Source organism: Methylobacterium sp. NFXW15 (assembly GCF_049887755.1).
GTDB lineage: Bacteria > Pseudomonadota > Alphaproteobacteria > Rhizobiales > Beijerinckiaceae > Methylobacterium.
In genome coordinates this window covers 23,747-40,702 of record NZ_JAGEKG010000016.1, presented here as the reverse complement: position 1 = coordinate 40,702, position 16,956 = coordinate 23,747, and the positions used below count along the sequence as shown (strand labels likewise).

The window sequence follows — 16,956 nt, the reverse complement described above, 5'->3', positions numbered from 1 at the left end:
CGAGGCGGCATGGCGCTTCGACGTCGCGATTTGGCCATGCATCGAAGGTTGGATCCGGCGCGGATTCAGTCCGAAAGAGGTTTTCATGCGGATCCTCGTCACCGGCGGCTGCGGCTTCATCGGCTCCGCCCTCGTCCTGCACCTCGTGCAGGATCTCGGACACGAGGTCCTCACCCTCGACGCCCTGACCTACGCGGCCAACCCGATCTCCCTGAAGCCGATCGAGAGCAGCGGGCGCCACCGCCTCGTCGAGGCCGACATCTGCGACCGCGAGGCGGTGCGCGCCGCCTTCCGCGAGTTCAAACCGCAAACGGTCATGCATCTGGCCGCAGAGAGCCATGTCGACCGCTCGATCACCGATCCGGGCGCCTTCGTGCGCACCAACGTCATCGGTACGCAGACCATGCTCGATGCCGCCCGTGAGCTGTATGAGGGCCTGAACGGTCCTGAGCGCGAGGGCTTCCGTTTCCTCCATGTCTCGACCGACGAGGTCTACGGCTCGCTGCCGCCGGGCGGCTTCTTCACCGAGGAGAGTCGTTACGACCCGCGCTCGCCCTATTCCGCCTCGAAGGCCGCCTCAGATCACCTCGCCCGCGCGTGGCACGAGACCTACGGCCTGCCGGTATTGGTAACGAATTGCTCGAACAATTACGGCCCGCGTCACTTCCCCGAGAAGTTGATCCCGCTGATGATCCTCAACGCCTTAGAGGGGAAGAACCTGCCTGTCTACGGCGACGGCCTGAACGAGCGCGACTGGATCCATGTCGAGGATCACGCAAAGGGCCTCGTCGCCGTGCTGGAGCGCGGACACATCGGCGAGACCTACCTGCTCGGCGGGCGCGCCGTACGCAACAACCTCGCCGTGGTCCATGGCCTGTGCGCCGCCTTCGACAGGCTGCGCCCGGAGGCCGGGCCGCACGAGCGGCTGATCACCTTCGTCGCCGACCGTCCGGGTCATGACCGGCGCTACGCGATCGACTGCACCAAGGCCGAGCGCGAGCTCGGCTGGGCGCCGCAGAAGACCTTCGAGGCGGCGCTGGAGGAGACCGTGGCGTGGTACCTCGCCAACGAGGCGTGGTGGCGCCCGATCCGCGAGGGCCGCTATCAGGGCCAGCGCCTCGGGCTCGCCGGCTGATGGACATCCTCGTTCTCGGCGGCGCCGGTCAGGTCGGCACCGAGCTGCGGGCTCTTGCCTGGCCCGACGGCGTGCGGGTCCATGCGCCGACGCGGGAGGCCCTCGACATCACCGATCCGGCCGCCATGGCCTCGGCCATGGCCGAGCGCGAGTACGCGGCGGTGATCAACACGGCCGCCTACACGGCGGTCGACAAGGCCGAATCCGACGTGGTCGCGGCTTGGCGCCTCAATGCCCTCGCCCCCGCGATCCTGGCCGCCGAGACGAAGGCCAGGGGCATTCCCCTCATCCATGTCTCGACCGACTACGTCTTCGCGGGCACCAAGCCGGAGGGCGCCTATGCCCCCGACGAGCCGGTCGATCCGCAGAGCGTCTACGGCGCCAGCAAGGCCGCGGGCGAGTTCGCGGTGCGCACCGGCAATCCCCGCCATGCGATCCTGCGCACGGCCTGGGTGGTCAGCCCGCATCGGGGCAACTTCGTGAAGACGATGCTGCGGCTGGCCGCCGAGCGCGACACGCTCACCGTGGTCGATGACCAGTATGGCTGCCCGACCAGCGCGACCGACCTCGCCGCCACGCTCGCCACGGTCGCCCTGCGCATGGCGGCCGATGCCGATGCGCCGACCGGCACGTTCCATTGCGTCAACGCGGGCGCGACCACATGGTGCGGCTTCGCCCGGGCCATCGTGGCGGGCGGCGCCAGGCGCGGTGGGCGCGAGGTGCCGGTCGCGGGCATCCCGACCTCGGCCTACCCGACGCCGGCCCGGCGGCCCTCCAACTCGCGACTGTCGACGGACAGCCTGAGCGCCGCCTACGGCGTCGCGCCGCGCCCATGGCAGGACGCCCTCGACGACATCCTCGACACGCTGGCCGGACCGGTCCGGCCTTGAGCCGGAAGACAAAGGAACCCACCCGATGAAGGGCATCATCCTCGCCGGAGGTTCCGGCACGCGGCTGCACCCGGCAACGCTGTCGATCAACAAGCAGCTCCTGCCCGTCTACGACAAGCCGATGATCTACTACCCGGTCTCGGTGCTGATGCTGGCCGGCATCCGCGAGATCCTGATCATCTCGTCGCCCGAGCATCTGGACAATTATAAGCGCCTGTTCGGCACCGGCGAGCAGTTCGGCCTATCCTTCACCTACGCGGTACAGCCCAAGCCCGAAGGCCTCGCCCAGGCCTTCATCATCGGTCGCGATTTCGTCGGCGATGACGACGTGGCGCTGATCCTCGGCGACAACCTGTTCTTCGGCGCCGGCATGGCCGAGTTGCTGGCCCGCGCGGTGGCGCGCAAGCAGGGCGCGACGGTCTTCGCCTACCATGTCGACAACCCGCAAGCCTACGGCGTGGTGAGCCTGGACGCGACCGGCAAGGCCACGAAGATCGTCGAGAAGCCGGAGCGACCGGAATCGACCTGGGCGGTCACGGGCCTGTACTTCTACGACAATCAGGTTCTCGACATCGCCGCCGCCGTGAAGCCCTCGCACCGGGGCGAGCTGGAGATCACCAGCGTGAACGAGGCGTATCTCGAGCGAGGCGAACTCTTCGTCGAGAAGATGAGCCGGGGCTATGCGTGGCTCGACACCGGCACGCATGACAGCTTGCTCGAGGCCTCGGAGTTCGTGCGCACGATCCAGCACCGGCAGGGGCTTCAGGTCGCCTGCCTGGAGGAGATCGCCTACATCCGGGGCTTCATCAATCGCGACCAGCTGATCGCGCGCGGCATGCTGTTTTCCAAGACCGCCTACGGCAAGAACCTGCTGCGCCTCGCCGACGAGCCGAAGGCCCCTGGCGAGGTCGCCGACATCTGAGGCGGGGCGTTACTTCGGCCCGCAGCCGATACAGATCCCCTTGGTGATCTTGTCGTCGACCTTCTGCTCCGACGTGCGGCGCTCGCGGTCGTTGGCCGTCGCCGCGCTCGCGTCGCCGCCCGCCGGGGGCATGGTCCGGCCGACCGAACTGGTGTTGGGCGCCGTCACCGTGCTGCCGGGACCGCCGCCGGTTCCCGTCGTGGGCTGGGCGAAGGACGGAGCCGAGGTGCCTGCCCAAAGGGCGAGGGCAAAGAAGAGGGGGGACAGGGCGGCGTGACGCATGGGGGGCTCCTTCGCGTCGGTAACGCGATCGTCGTCGCCGGGTTCGCTGGCGGGTGATGTTAAATCACGTTCGGCACCGTGAGCCGCATATCCCTGTCGTCCTTTGCATTCCGCGCTGGAAGGCGGTCGTGCACAGGAGAAATAGCCCGGCTTTGCCCGCTTCGGATGGGTTTGCAGCGGCGCCCGCGCGCCGTACAGAGGCTTCGAACCGACCCGTTTCGCCCGTTCAGCCCCGGAGCCGCCGCCCCCATGCGGGAGCCCAATGCGATCGACTTCTGGCGCGGCTTCGCCCTGATCACGATCTTCATCAATCACATCCCGGGCAACACGTTCGAGCGCTACACCTTCTCGCAATACGGCATCTCGGACGCGGCCGAGCTGTTCGTGTTCCTGGCGGGGTGGTCGATCGGCATCGCCACCCGGACGCGCGACGGCGCGCCCGAGCCGCGCTGGCGCAGCGTGGTACGGATGCTGGCGCGCACGGTCGAGGTCTATCGCGCGCAGATCACGGTGATGCTGCTGGCGCTCTCGATCATCGCAGGCGCGGCCCTCCTCCTCGACAACCCGCTGATCCTCGAATGGCACAACGCAGGCAACTTCTTCGCGGACCCGATCCAGTCGGTCTGCGGGATGGCGCTGCTGACCTACCAACTCGGCTTCTTCAACATTCTGCCGCTCTATGTCGTGTTGATCGGCATCGCACCGATCATCGTGCTGATCGCACGGGTCAGCCGGATGCTGGCGCTCGGCCTGTCGGTAGCCCTCTACCTCTCGAGCCTGATCCTCGACTGGAACCTGCCGTCCTGGCCGGGTGAGGGGACGTGGTTCTTCGATCCGCTGTGCTGGCAGTTGCTGCTCGTCCTCGGCTTCGTAATGCAGGATTGGAGCCGGACCTCACCCGCCTTCGTGCAATGGACCCGGCGCCTGATGCCGCTCGGCGTCGTCATCGTCCTGATCGGCGTGGTCCTGTCGGTTCTCGGCATCAGGCCGGACCCGCTCATGGTGCCGGAACCGCGTTTGTTGTTCACTTTCGAAAAAAGCTACCTCACCCCGGCCCGCGTGGTGCACTTCATCGGGGTATTGTTGGCATTTGCGCCGGTTTACGCATTGATTGCGCCGCGAATCGGCTGGATCGTCGGATTCCTGTCGGGCCTGGGCAGGAACTCCCTGGCCGTCTTCTCGATGGGGTCGCTGCTGAGCCTGATCGGCCAGCTCGTTCGCTTCCAGACCGGAGGCGGCCTGCTGGTGGATATGGTGGTCGCCGGCATCGGCCTCGTCGCGTTGGGAATCACCGCATGGTTCGTCGAATGGCGTTCCCGCAAAGCCCCGCGTCCGCGCACATGAGCCGCAGCGTCCTCCTCTGTTTCGGCAGCCTGCTCGCCAGCGGCCTACCCGCTGCGGGGCAGGAGACGACCATGCCCGTCCCCTCCGTCGAGTGTCAGGTCCCCGGCTCGCAGCTCTACACCGTCGCGAGTCTCGCGGGGTCGAAAGCGGCGCTGGTGGAACGGAAGGTGTTGCGCATCCTGGCGATCGGCGGCTCGTCGGCGCCGGGAGCTTCAGCCTCCTACCCCGTGAAGCTCGAATCGGCCCTCGAACACGCCATGCCGCATGTCGACGTAGTGATCGACCATCGCGGCCTGCCGGGTGAGATCGCGTCCGGCGCCGCCGAGCGCCTGCGCACCCTCGTGGCGGATGCGGAGCCCGATCTCGTGGTCTGGCAGGTCGGCACGCATGATGCCATCGCGCGGGTCGATCCCACCGCCTTCGTCGAGGCCCTCGACGAGTCGGTGACGTGGTTGAAATCCCACGGGATCGACGTGGTGCTGGTCGATCCCCTCTACACGGCGAGTGTCGCGAGGGATGCCGATTACAATCGCATCGTCGATGGCGTGCGCGACGTGGCCACCCGCGAGTCGGTGCCGCTGGTTCGGCGGTTCGAGGCCCTGCGCTACCTTGCCGGGCGCAACGAGAAGGGCGAGGGACATATCCTCGGACGGCAATTCCGCCTGAACGATCTCGGCCTGCGCTGCATGGCCGAGCACGTCGCCCTAACGATCTCGGCCTCCCTGGCCCGCACGCCCACACCACCGGCCGCCCCCGTGCCGCCGCGCGAGACGCCCGTGCAGAACGGGACGCAGCGGACGCCGGGTTAGCAGGCCGTCATCCTCTCGCAGGACGCTCGGCTGCGATCCCGTCCATTCCCATCGTCCTTAGTTCGACGGAGGGAACGCGTCGCGGTTTCAGGCCGCCTTGCGTCGTTGCCCCTTGCCGGCGGCCTGGGCGATCCTTTCCAGGCGCTGCGGGGTAGGGCCGGGCAGGCGAAGCATCACGATGGTGCCGACATTCTCCTCGGACCGGATGCGCAAGGCACCCCCATGCAGTTCGGCCGTGGACCGGGCGATGGCGAGGCCGAGGCCCGAGCCCTTGTGGCGGCTGGTGATCTGCGTCTCGACCTTGGTGAACGGCTGGCCCAGCCGAGGGACGGCGGCACGCGGAATGCCGATGCCGCTATCGGCCACGAAGACGTGGACATGATCCCCGGCGGGACGGACCCGCACCTCGATCCGGCCGCCGCTCCTGGTGAACTTCACGGCATTCTCGAGGATCCCGAGCAGGATGCGGTGGATGCCGCGCACGTCGGCCAGAAGGTCGGTGCCGGGGCGGACATCGACATGGATGCGCAGGTCCTTGCGCGCGGCCTCGGTGGAGACGGTCTCGATGGCGTCGGCCACGACTCGCTCGGCCGGAAGGCTGCGCGGCTCCAGGCGCACGCGCCGGGCTTCGAGGCGGGCCATGTCGAGGATGTCGTCGATCATGGTCAGCAGGTGGCCGCCGCTGAGGCGGATGTCGCGAGCATATTCGCTGTAGCGCGGCAGGCCGATGGGGCCGAGAACCTCGTTCTCCATCACGTCCGCGAAGCCGATGATGGCGTTGAGCGGGGTGCGCAATTCGTGGCTCATGTTGGCCAGGAACTCGGATTTCGACTGGTTGGCCGATTCGGCCACCGCCTTCTGGTCGAGATAGCGCTCGGCGAGGTCGGCGAGTTGCTGCGTCTGCACTTCGAGGGTGCGCCGCGACCGCTTCAGGTCGGTGACCGTCTCGATCAACTCGCGCTCCGAGGCGACGAGTTGCTCCTGCTGGCGCTTGAGGCTGGTGATGTCCGTGCCTACGGAGACGTAGCCACCGTCGCGCGTCCGGCGCTCGCTGATCTGCAGCCATCGGCCATCGGCCAGTTCCGCTTCGAAGGTGCGGGCGGTGGCCATGCCGACCTCCGGCGTCTCACGGCGGATCTGGGGCAGGGCGCCACGGCTCATCACATCGATGTAGCGGCGGCCGGGCTGCGCATCCTCGGCGCTGAGCGCGTGGAGATGACGGAACTTGGAATTGCACAGGACGAGGCGGTTGCCCTGGTCCCACAGCACGAAGGCCTCGGAGATCGCCTCGACCGCATCGCGCAGGCGCATGTCGTTGGCGGCGTTGGTCTCTTCCAAAGCACGCTGCTGGCTGATGTCGACGGCGATGCCGACGAGATGGCGCCCGCCATCGAACCCGTCCGTTACCACCTCGGCGCGCGCACGCAGCCACACATAGGCACCGTCGGCACCCCGCACCCGGAAGGCATGGTCTACATGGGTCTGGTTGGCCGCCACGGCGCGGGCGAGGCTGTAGAGATCGCCGTCATCCGGATGGACGAGGGCGTTGACGGTGCCGAAGGCAAGGTAGGGCTGCTCCCGGCGATAGCCGAGGAGGGTGTACATCGAGTCCGACCAGTAGATCCGGCCGCGCGCGATGTCCCAGTCCCACAGGCCGCAATCGCTGCGGCGGAGCGCCGTTTCGAGGCGCAGGCGGATCTGCTCGCAGGCCCGATCGGCCAAGGTCGCCTGCCGCGTCTGCAAACCGTAGGCGACGCCGACGCCGACGATCACGAGGATCGCAGCCGCGACGAGGACGATCTGGTCGCGGGTTCGCGCGCCCCAGCCGACCATGAGCGGATCGACCGGCTGAAGCACGGCCAGCTGGCCTCGTCCGCCGGGCAGGTTGTGCGCCGCCGCCAGCACCCGCTCACCACCGGGCAGGCTCAGGAGTACGGCCCCCGCACGCTCACCGAGCGCCGAAAGCGGCTCGCTTGCCCCGAGGATGTCGGGCAGCGTCTTCATCTCAGCGGGGAGCGGGGGATGCGCCTCCGCAATCTGGGAATCGGGGGTGAGGAGGACGAGGCGGCGGCCCGAATGCCGGGCGTCCTCCGGTAGCAGCCGATACAGGTCGGCCCGGCCGCCATCGAACTGGCTCAAGGCATGGGCGGCAAGGCGAGCGAAGCTCTCCACCTCGGCTTCCGCGCCGGAAAGGATTTCCGCGCGCTGGCCACGGATGTGGATCGCCGCCAGTGCGACGAGACAAGCCAGGAAGATCGAGAGCGCGCCAGGTACGGCATAGCGCAACCAGCGCTCCGCTCTCTGCAAACGAGGATCCCGGCTGCGGACGGGCCAAACCGCCGACAGAGTCGAGTCCGCACGCGCGGAGAGGGAAGCGGAAACCGCCTCCGGCATGGCCGAACCTCGCCCCTCGGAAATCGATCCGGCCGGGGCAGTGGCGCCCTGCGAATCTCAGTGAATACAATCATCCGGGCAGGGTGCTTGTCCACCGAATTTTTACCATTCCGCCTTGACTCTCAGCAGGCGCGCCGCGACTCGCCAAAGCCCGGTTTATGCAACCCTGGCAAGTGGTTAGCCGTCTTTAAGAGTCCGGCCGAGGATGTCCGCGACGTCGCGGGACAAACCCGGAACGGCCTTGATCCGATTTAGCATTTCGGCGGCTGCGACACGGCGATTTTTTTCGAGCCGACGCCACGATCCGAAGGCTGTCAGCAGACGCGCTGCAACCTGCGGATTGGTAGAATCGAGGGCCTTCACGACATCGGCGACGAGGGCGAATCCTGCGCCGTCGGCCCGCGCGAACTGCGTTGGGTTCGCCATGCTGAAGCTCCCGACCAGCGCGCGGACGCGATTCGGGTTGGTCATGGAGAAGGCCGGGTGGGCCTTGAGCCGCGCGATGCGGTCCAGCGTCTCGGACTCGGCGATGGTGGCCTGGATGGCGAACCACTTGTCGAGGACGAGGGGCTCCTGCGCGTAACGTTCACCGAAGGCAGTCAGGGCGGCTTCCCGCGCTTCGCCGGGGATCTGAGCGATGGTGGCGAGCGCCGCGAGGCGGTCGGTCATGTTGGTGGCGGCGTCGAGCCGCTGCGTGGCGAGCGTCGCGCCCGCCTGCAAATCGCCCGCCGCGATCAGGTCGAGGGCGGCGTTGCGGAGCGCCCGCCGCCCCGCCGAGGCGGCATCGGGGCTATAGGCTTCTTGACCCGACGACAGGGCGGCGTCGATCCGTTCCAGGCGCGGGCGCAGAGCCCGGCCGAGCCGCGCCCGCAGATCTCGCCGCGCTCGGTGGATCGCATCGGGATCCACGTCGGAGGGCAGCGAATCGGCGGCCTCGCCCTCCGTCGGCAGGGCGAGGACGAGGGCGGCGAAAGCCGGATCTGCCAGGGCCTCAGCGTCGAGGAAGGTGCCGAGTGCCTCCGCAAAGGCCCCGGCGCGGGCGGGATCGGGATCGAGGATCAGCCGCATCGCGACATCCTGCGCCGCCTGCCAGCGGTTGAACGGATCGCTGTCGCGGGCAAGCAGCCGCAGGCGTTGCTCGTCGGTGAGCGCAAGATCGAGGCGCACAGGCGCTGACAAATCCCGCAGCAGGGACGGCACCGGCTCCTCGGCCACGTTCTCGAAGACGAGTTCCGCCTCGTCCCGGTCGAGGACGAACACCCCGTCCGTCACCGCCGCGCATGTTACATCGGTCATCGGGCCCTTCGCGCCGACGAGCCCCAAGGCCACGGGGATGACGAGGGGCGGGCCCTCCACGGGGAGGATCTGGGCGAGGCGAAGGATGTAGGTGCGCGCCGCCGGATCGTAGCGGCCGCTCGCCGCAAGAGTCGGCGTCCCGGGCCGCTCGTACCAGCGGGCGAAGGCCGAGAGATCGCGCCCGGTGACGGTCGCGAAGGCGGCGAGGAAATCCTCGACCGTCGCGGCGGTCCCGTCATTGTCCGCGAAGTAGCGGTCCATGCCGGCGCGGAAGGCTGCCCCGCCGATCAGGGTGCGCAGCATCCGCACGATTTCGGCGCCTTTGTCGTAGACCGTCGCCGTGTAGAAGTTGTTGATCTCCGCGTAGGCGTTGGGCCGCACCGGGTGCTTGAGCGGCCCGGCATCTTCCGGGAACTGGCGGGCGCGCAGCGAGCGCACCTCGCCGATCCGGTGGACCGGCCGGGAGCGCATGTCGGAGGAGAATTCCTGATCACGGAAGACCGTCAGGCCCTCCTTCAGGCAAAGCTGGAACCAATCCCGGCAAGTGACGCGATTGCCTGACCAATTGTGGAAATACTCGTGGGCAATGATCGCCTCGATGTTGGCGTAGTCGGCATCCGTCGCCGTGTCCGGCACGGCGAGCACGTATTTGTCGTTGAAGATGTTGAGGCCTTTGTTCTCCATGGCGCCCATGTTGAAGGCCGAGACCGCCACGACATTGAACACGTCGAGATCGTAGGCACGGCCGAAGGCGCGCTCGTCCCAGGCCATGGAGCGGATCACGGCGTCGAGGGCGTAGCCCGCGCGATCCTCGCGCCCGGGCTCGACATAGACGGCACAGGCGACGTCGCGGCCCTCCATCGTTCGGAACGTCGTCTCGACCTTGTCGAGGCGCCCGCCGACGATGGCGAAGAGATAAGCGGGCTTGGGGTGCGGATCGTGCCAGACCGCATAGTGCCGATCCTCGCCCACCGGCCCTGATTCCACCAGGTTGCCGTTGCCGAGCAGGACCGGCGCCTCCTCGCGGTTCGCCTCGATCCGCGTGGTGTAGACCGACATCACGTCCGGCCGGTCGAGGAAGTAGGTGATGCGGCGGAAGCCATCCGCCTCGCATTGCGTGCAATAGACGCCGTCCGTCCGGTACAGCCCCATCAGCTTGGTGTTGGCGGTCGGATCGACCTGCGTCACGAGACGCAGAATGAAGGGTCGCCGGGGCGGATTGCGCAGGGTCAGGCCCGAGGGGTCGATCGTGACATCACCCGGTGTCACGCCCGCGCCGTCGAGGTCGATCGCGATCAGCGTCAGGTCGTCGCCGTCGAGATGGAGTGGGGCCTCCGCGTCACCCTTCGGGTTGGGCCGCAGAGCGACTTCCGCCGTGATGCGGGTGGCATGGGGATCGAGACGGATGTCGAGGTCGACGCGGTCGATCAGGAAGGCGCTCGGGCGGTAATCCTCCAGGCGGATCAGCGGCGGCGTCTCTGTGCGCATTCGGGCTCTCCGGGCATCGACAGGCCCCCGTTCTGGCGCCTCGCAAGCCCGGGCGCAACGCATCGCCGCGATGCCGCAGCCTGTGGATGGCGAGGGACCCGGAGGCGCCGTGCGGCGTTGCCGGGCCAAAGGGTATGAGTGCGGGACAGTTCATGGCAGGCTCACGGGTGCGGCGCCGGGCGAGTGCGGCGGAGCGCGGGCAGGAGGATGTGCCCCTGGTCCCGACTGGCGCCCTCGCGGTCGCGCTGATCGATCTGGCGGAGGAGGGAGCGCCCCTCGTCCATGTCGCCCGCGATGGGCGGCGCCTGGATGAACTCGCCGCGACCCTGCGCACGCTCCGCCCCGGCCTCGCGGTCGGCCTCTTCCCGGAATGGGATTGCCTGCCCTTCGATCACGCCTCGCCGTCACGGGCGATGATGGGCGCCCGCACCGCTCTGCTGCGCTGGCTCACCGATGCCCAGGCGCGCCCTTCCATCGTCCTCACCACCGGCCCGGCCCTCGCCCAGCGCGTGCCTCCGCCGGAAACGTGGTCGGGCGCGCGGGTCACCTTCGCCGTGGGCGATACGATCGACGTCGCCGCCGTGACCACGGAGTTGCAGCGCCTCGGCTACGTCCTCGATGAGCGGGTGGATGAACCGGGCGAGGTCGCCATGCGCGGGCGGACGCTCGAAGTCTTCCCCGCCGCCGCGCCGCTGCCCTGCCGGGTGGAGCACGAAAAGGGCCGCGTCACCGCGATCCGATCGTACGATCCGATCTCGCAACGCTCCGTCGCGGACAGCAACGACCTGTTGGTCGATCCGGCGACCGAGATCCTGCTCACGCCGGGCTCCCAGGAGCGGCTGATGCCGTTCACCGGCCAGGAACACGGCCTGCCGCGCTTCTACAAGTCGCTCGTGACGCTCCTCGACTATCTGCCTGATGCGCGGCTCGTCGTGGAGGAGGGGACGGAGAGCCGCCTCCGCGCTTTCTTCGAGCAGGTCGATGAGGGGCGCGAGGCCGCGATGAAGGGCCGTCGCCCCGTGAAGGCGGCGGATGGCCTCTATCTGACGCCCAAGGAATGGACGGCCCTCACCAAGAGCCGCGCGCTGACCGGCGCCACCGAGGATGCTGCCGACGACGCGGCGATCCCGGTCTTCGCCCATGACAAGCGGCCCGGCGCGGCCATGGCGAAGTTCCTGCGCGAGCGACTGAGGGTGGGCGACCGCATCGTCCTCGCCGGGCCGAAATCGCCCCTGCGCCGCCTCGTTCGCCGGGCCGCCGAGCCGGCCGGGCGGCCGATCCGCCTGATCGACGCCTGGAACGAGGCGGAGACGGCCGAACCCGGTGCGGTTGTCGCCTTCGAGGCACCGCTGGCGGCGGGCTTCCGTTTACCGGGGCTGACGGTCATTACGGCGGCCGATCTGCTGGGTCCGTCCGCCGCGCCGGTCGGCACGGTGGGGCCGACTTTGCCGCTCGGCGATGTCGAGTTGCGCCCCGGCGACGTGGCGGTGGATCGCGACCGGGGGCTCTGCGTCTTCGAAGGTCTGGAGCCGGTCTCGGCGACGGATTCCACGGAGGCCCTACGGCTTCGCTTTGCGGACGATGCCGTGCTGATGGTGCCGGTGGATCAGGCCGAGCGGATCTGGCGCTATGGCTCTGAGCCCGAGGCGGTGACCCTCGACAAGCTCGACGGCAATACCTGGGCCCGCCGCCGCCTCGAAGCGGAAGCGACGCTCGCCCGCACCGCCCGCACCCTGCTCGACGCGGCCAAGGTTCGCCGCGAGGCAGGCGCGGCGAAGCTCGCGCCGCCGGCCCGCGATCTCGAGCGGTTCGCGGCGGGCTTCGGCTTCTCGCCCACACCGGATCAGGCGCAAGCAGTCGACGCCATCCTCGCCGACCTCGCCTCGGGCGAGCCGATGGACCGGCTGGTCTGCGGCGATGTCGGCTTCGGCAAGACCGAGATCGCGCTGCGGGCCCTCGCCGCCGCGATCTTCGCGGGCAAGCAGGCCGTGCTGATCGCCCCCACCACCGTCCTCGCCCGCCAGCACGCCGCGACCCTGGAAAGGCGCTTCGCCCGGTTCGGCATCGCCGTCGGCCATCTGTCCCGTCTCGTCTCACCGGGTGAGGCGAAACGCGTGAAACTGGGGCTGAAGGACGGCTCGATCCGCCTCGCGGTCGGGACCCACGCGCTCGCGGGCAAGGGCGTCGCCTATGCCGATCTCGGCCTCACGGTGATCGACGAGGAGCAGCGCTTCGGTGCCAAGATGAAGGCCGACCTACGCCGCCTTGCGGCCGGAGGCCACGTGCTCACGCTCACCGCGACGCCGATCCCGCGGACCCTGCAATCCGCTCTGGTCGGACTGCAAAGTCTCAGCGTGCTGGCGACGCCTCCCGCGTTGCGCCAGCCGGTGCGGACCATCGTCACCGCCTTCGAGGACGAGACCCTGCGCGAGGCCCTGGTCCGGGAGCACCGCCGGGGCGGCCAGAGCTTCGTCGTGTGCCCGCGCATCGAGGACATCGCCCCTCTCAAGGAACGTCTCGGCAAGCTGGTGCCGGATCTCGACATCGCCGTCGCACACGGTGAGTTGAAGGCCGCCGAGATGGACGAGACCATGGTCCGGTTCGCGGACGGGTCGGGCGACGTGCTCCTCGCCACGGCGATCATCGAGAGCGGTCTGGATGTGCCCCGCGCCAACACGATGCTCGTCTGGGATGCCGCCCGGTTCGGACTGGCGCAGCTTCACCAACTGCGCGGGCGGGTCGGACGGGGCCAGCGGCGCGGTGTCGTCTATCTCCTGAGCGATCCGGCCGCGCCGCCGAGCCCTGCGGCCGAGCAGCGCCTGCGTGCGCTCGAAGCCATGGACCGCCTCGGCGCGGGCTTCGCCATCAGCGCACGCGACCTCGACCTGCGGGGAGCGGGAGATCTCGTCGGGGAGGATCAGGCCGGTCATGCCAAGCTCGTCGGGCTCGGCCTGTATCGCCACCTGCTCGAACTCGCGCTGATGCAGGCCAAGGGACTGCCCGCCGAGGATTGGACGCCGGAGATCGCCCTCGGCCTCGCCGCGATCATCCCGGATTCCTACGTGCCGGAGCCGGAGATCCGGCTCGATCTGTACACCCGCGTCCTGCGCCTGCGCGAGGCGGAGGCCATCGAGGCCCTGGCGGCGGAGGTGGAGGATCGCTTCGGCGCCATGCCGGAGCCGGTCGCCGCCCTGTTCACCCTGGGTCGGCTACGCGCCGCCTGCCGCCAACTCGGCATCGCCAAGCTCGGCGGCGGCCCGCAGGGCATCGCGGCGGATTTCCGCCCCGGCTGTCGGCCGGGGCCGATGCAGGCGGCGGAAGATCTCGTCCTCAAGGACAGCCGCATCGTCCTGCGCCGTGCGACGGACAATCCGGCAACCCGCGCGGAACTGGCGGTCGAGTTGCTCGACCGCATCCGTGAAGCACGGGAGCGGTGAAGACGTCCGCCCCTCACGCCGCCTGAAGCTGCGCGCCGATCTCCTCACCCTTCCGCCAGACGAGGCGGCAGATGTAGACGACCGGCATCTCCGCGATCTCCAGAACGAAGGTCTCGGGGATAAGGTCGGCCTGCGGAAGGGTGACGCGCACGCCCTCCTCCGACCGGTCGTAGACCAGGCAGGACACGGAGTGGTGTTCGTCAAGGCAGATGCGCCCCGGGACATCCATCCTGGTGCGGCTTTGAGCGCGACGTTCGATCATGGGGGATCTCGACTGACGAGCTCACTCTCTCACGCGTGAATTCAAAACGCGTAATGTGATTGCCTCGAATTGTCCGTATCAGACCGATTAGGCCAGCAGGTAGGCGAGAAGGGCGCGCAACTGCGCCGGCTTGACCGGCTTGAGCATCAGCTCCGCCTCGGCCTCCACCACGCGGCGTCCGACCTCGACGCTGTAATCGGCGGTGGCGACGATGACCGGGGTGAACCAGCCCCGTTCCCGCCGGAGATGATCGACCACGTCGAGGCCGCAGGCGCCGTCGGAGAGGTGATAGTCGATCACCATCACGTCGGGGCGCTTCATCCCGGCGCGCAGCGACGCCTCCACGCCGGACAGAGCGCGGTGGCTCTCGACCTCGGCGTCCCACCCACGCAGCAGACGCTCCAGTGCCTCTGCGGTCGAGGCGTCGTTCTCAATCACCAGAACCCGGGCGCCGGTCAGCGTGGTGGCGACCGGCACAGGATGGGACGGCGCGTCTGGAACGGCCCCCGCCAGCGGGATTTCGATGCTCATCCGCGTGCCACGGCCGAGCCGCGAGTGCAGACGGATCGGATGGCCCATCGCCGAGGCCATGCGCTGGACGATGGAAAGACCGAGGCCGAGGCCCGGGCCCCCGGCATCCTCGCCGTCGCCGGTTCCGCGATAGAATTCCTCGAAGACGAGATCGCGCTCCTCCTCCGGGATGCCCCGCCCGCTATCGACCACGTCGATCCGGCAGACCCCGCCCCGTCGGCGCACACCGATCAGCACGCCGCCTGCCTCCGTGTACCGCACGGCATTGGAGACGAGGTTCTGCAGGATGCGCTGCATCAACGTGACGTCGGTGGCCACCATGAGGTCGGCGACACGGGTGATGAGGCGCAGACCCTTGCGCTCGGCGAAGGGCCTGAAGCTCGTCTCGATATGGGCGACGAGATCGGCGAGCCGCACCGGCTTGATGACCGGCCGCACGGCTCCCGCATCGAGTTTCGAGATATCGATGAGGGCCTTGATCAGGTCCTCGATCGTCTGCAACCCCCGCTCGACTTGGCCTGCGACGGTCTGCGCCTCCGGGCCGGGGGCGAGGTCGGCGAGCGCCGAGAGGGAGAGGCGCGCCGCGTTCAGCGGCTGGAGAAGGTCGTGGCTCGCGGCGGCGAGGAAGCGGGTCTTCGAGCGGTTGGCGGTCTCGGCTTCGTCCTTCGCTGCCTGCAGGGCCGCGTTGGAGGTCTCCAGGCTCTTCATGAGCGTGGTCAGTTCCTCCGTCCGGGACCGGACCCGGCCTTCGAGCATGATCGCGGTCTGAAACAGGGCGTAGGCGCCGCCCTGCTGGTCCATGGTCCGTTCGACATGGGCCATGAGCGACGCGTTGATGCGCTCGAGCTTCTCGACGCGCCGCGCCAGGGCCTCCCGGCTCTCGCCGTCCTCCGCGACCATGGCCATGCCGCTCACGCCGGATGGTTCCGGCCGATCGCGATGCCGGTGAAGGTCTGGTTCAGATGCATCGAGCGATATTGCTCGCCATAGGTCTCGAACCCGACCACACCGTAGCGGCTGTAGAGATCCGAGATGCGGTGGCGGACCTGTCGGCTCTCGGCATCCAGGCGCCGCAGCACGCAATCGAAGCCGATCACGAGATCGAGCCCCCCGAGCGTGGCGTCGAGGCCGGACAACTCGGCCCGCGTCGCCTCCACGATGTCGTGCGGCTCCGCGAGCGTCAGCACGGCCCCCTCGCTGATGGCGCAGAAAAGGGTCAGCGACCCATCCGCCTCGACCCGGCTGATCGAGCGGCAATAATATTCACCGCCGACCTTCACCGCGAGGGGATAGGCCGCAAAGCTCATCGGCGTCAGGTGCTCGGGATCGAGTCCGACCGCCTTGGCGTATTCCCGCGCGGCGGGTTCGGCGTTCAACTCGTGGACCCGGCGGGTTTCCTCGCAGGCGGCCGTCACGACGAACTTGCGCTGCGTTGGCGCGAAGTTGTCGCTCTTGAAGATGCGGATCGGGAAATCGGTCTCGACCAGGATCAGCACCGCCGCGTTGGTGTGAATCGCCCCGTCATGGATCAGCACCGTGCCCGCGAAGGCGAGATCGTCGCCCGCAGAGCCGCCGACCAGCGGAATGCCGTCGAGCGCCCAGGCCACGGCCGAGACCACGGTCTCCTCCGCGTTGGCGAGCGCATCGATGAGCGACAGGGCGAATTGGCTGCCGGGGATGGGCTCAGGCCGGATCTGGTCGAGATTCCGGCGCAGGCTGCGGACGGTGGCAGCCGTGCTGCCGACATCGAGCCGGTCGATTCGCGGGAGGACGTCGCTGACGATGCGGAACCCCTGGCGGGGAAAGGCGAGGGCCACGAGCCCCCGGTCGATGGCACCCGCCGGGCTGATCCCGCCCGATGAACTGCATCCGAGGAGCGTCACGCCCGGGAAATGCTCGCCCACCGCCGCGACGAGTTCGCGCGCATCGTAGGAGGGAGAAAAGAAGACGAGCAGATGCCCGATCCGCTCGCGGTCGAGCAGGGACGCCACGGCCGAGACCGCGGCGCGCACATCGCTCGCCTCGGTCCAGGCCGACTGGATCCCGCACAGATGCGAACGCATCCGCGTTCCATCGATCACGGCGTTACTCCCGCTCGGAGCTGCTCTGTTGCGGCGGCCCTCGTAGCCGGAACTATATGTCCGGCCGATTGGTTTGCGCAAATCG

The 16,956-nt window shown here is 68.7% G+C and carries 12 protein-coding genes; 6 read left to right on the top strand and 6 right to left on the bottom strand.

Features of this window, described 5'->3' with window-relative positions:
* Window positions 1–85 precede the first annotated feature (85 nt).
* The 3 genes from rfbB to rfbA are packed head-to-tail and all read left to right on the top strand — an operon-like array spanning window position 86 to window position 2,947.
* Window positions 86–1,135 (top strand): dTDP-glucose 4,6-dehydratase, encoded by a 1,050-nt coding sequence (gene rfbB / locus J4O73_RS23060; protein ID WP_426221193.1) that lies wholly within the window; start codon window positions 86–88, stop codon window positions 1,133–1,135.
* Window positions 1,135–2,025 carry a dTDP-4-dehydrorhamnose reductase gene (gene rfbD, locus J4O73_RS23055; RefSeq protein WP_426221192.1) on the top strand — a complete coding sequence of 297 codons (891 nt, stop codon included), beginning with the start codon at window positions 1,135–1,137 and terminating at the stop codon, window positions 2,023–2,025. The genes rfbB and rfbD overlap by 1 nt, the downstream gene beginning before the upstream one ends.
* Before the next feature lie 25 nt (window positions 2,026–2,050).
* Window positions 2,051–2,947 (top strand): glucose-1-phosphate thymidylyltransferase RfbA, encoded by an 897-nt coding sequence (rfbA, locus tag J4O73_RS23050; protein WP_426221191.1) that lies wholly within the window; start codon window positions 2,051–2,053, stop codon window positions 2,945–2,947.
* Window positions 2,948–2,956: 9 nt separating this feature from the next.
* Here rfbA and J4O73_RS23045 read toward each other — a convergent pair whose 3' ends face one another.
* Entirely contained in the window at window positions 2,957–3,229 is a 273-nt protein-coding gene (locus tag J4O73_RS23045) for a hypothetical protein (protein WP_426221190.1), read from the bottom strand.
* Between the two features lie 249 nt (window positions 3,230–3,478).
* Here J4O73_RS23045 and J4O73_RS23040 point away from each other — a divergent pair, with 249 nt between their 5' ends.
* Window positions 3,479–4,573, top strand: a complete 1,095-nt coding sequence (locus tag J4O73_RS23040) for an OpgC family protein (RefSeq protein ID WP_426221189.1) — start codon at window positions 3,479–3,481, stop codon at window positions 4,571–4,573.
* A complete protein-coding gene (locus tag J4O73_RS23035) occupies window positions 4,570–5,382 on the top strand; it encodes an SGNH/GDSL hydrolase family protein (RefSeq protein WP_426221188.1) in 813 nt (270 codons plus the stop codon). Before J4O73_RS23040 ends, J4O73_RS23035 begins: the two co-directional genes overlap by 4 nt.
* An 87-nt stretch (window positions 5,383–5,469) precedes the next feature.
* On the opposite strand, the gene J4O73_RS23030 is transcribed toward J4O73_RS23035, so the two are convergent.
* A complete protein-coding gene (locus J4O73_RS23030) occupies window positions 5,470–7,776 on the bottom strand; it encodes a PAS domain-containing sensor histidine kinase (RefSeq protein WP_426221187.1) in 2,307 nt (768 codons plus the stop codon).
* A gap of 177 nt (window positions 7,777–7,953) precedes the next feature.
* A complete protein-coding gene (gene pepN / locus J4O73_RS23025) occupies window positions 7,954–10,560 on the bottom strand; it encodes an aminopeptidase N (RefSeq protein ID WP_426221186.1) in 2,607 nt (868 codons plus the stop codon).
* Window positions 10,561–10,712: 152 nt separating this feature from the next.
* Here pepN and J4O73_RS23020 point away from each other — a divergent pair, with 152 nt between their 5' ends.
* Window positions 10,713–13,997, top strand: coding sequence for a DEAD/DEAH box helicase (locus J4O73_RS23020; protein WP_426221185.1), 3,285 nt, complete (start codon window positions 10,713–10,715; stop codon window positions 13,995–13,997).
* Between the two features lie 13 nt (window positions 13,998–14,010).
* On the opposite strand, the gene J4O73_RS23015 is transcribed toward J4O73_RS23020, so the two are convergent.
* The 3 genes from J4O73_RS23015 to J4O73_RS23005 all read right to left on the bottom strand — a co-directional run bounded on the left by J4O73_RS23015 (window position 14,011) and on the right by J4O73_RS23005 (window position 16,871).
* Entirely contained in the window at window positions 14,011–14,259 is a 249-nt protein-coding gene (locus tag J4O73_RS23015) for a PilZ domain-containing protein (RefSeq protein WP_426221184.1), read from the bottom strand.
* An 87-nt stretch (window positions 14,260–14,346) separates the two neighbouring features.
* Window positions 14,347–15,696 (bottom strand): ATP-binding response regulator, encoded by a 1,350-nt coding sequence (locus J4O73_RS23010; protein ID WP_426221240.1) that lies wholly within the window; start codon window positions 15,694–15,696, stop codon window positions 14,347–14,349.
* A 5-nt stretch (window positions 15,697–15,701) separates the two neighbouring features.
* Window positions 15,702–16,871, bottom strand: a complete 1,170-nt coding sequence (locus tag J4O73_RS23005) for an FIST N-terminal domain-containing protein (protein ID WP_426221182.1) — start codon at window positions 16,869–16,871, stop codon at window positions 15,702–15,704.
* Window positions 16,872–16,956 lie beyond the last annotated feature (85 nt).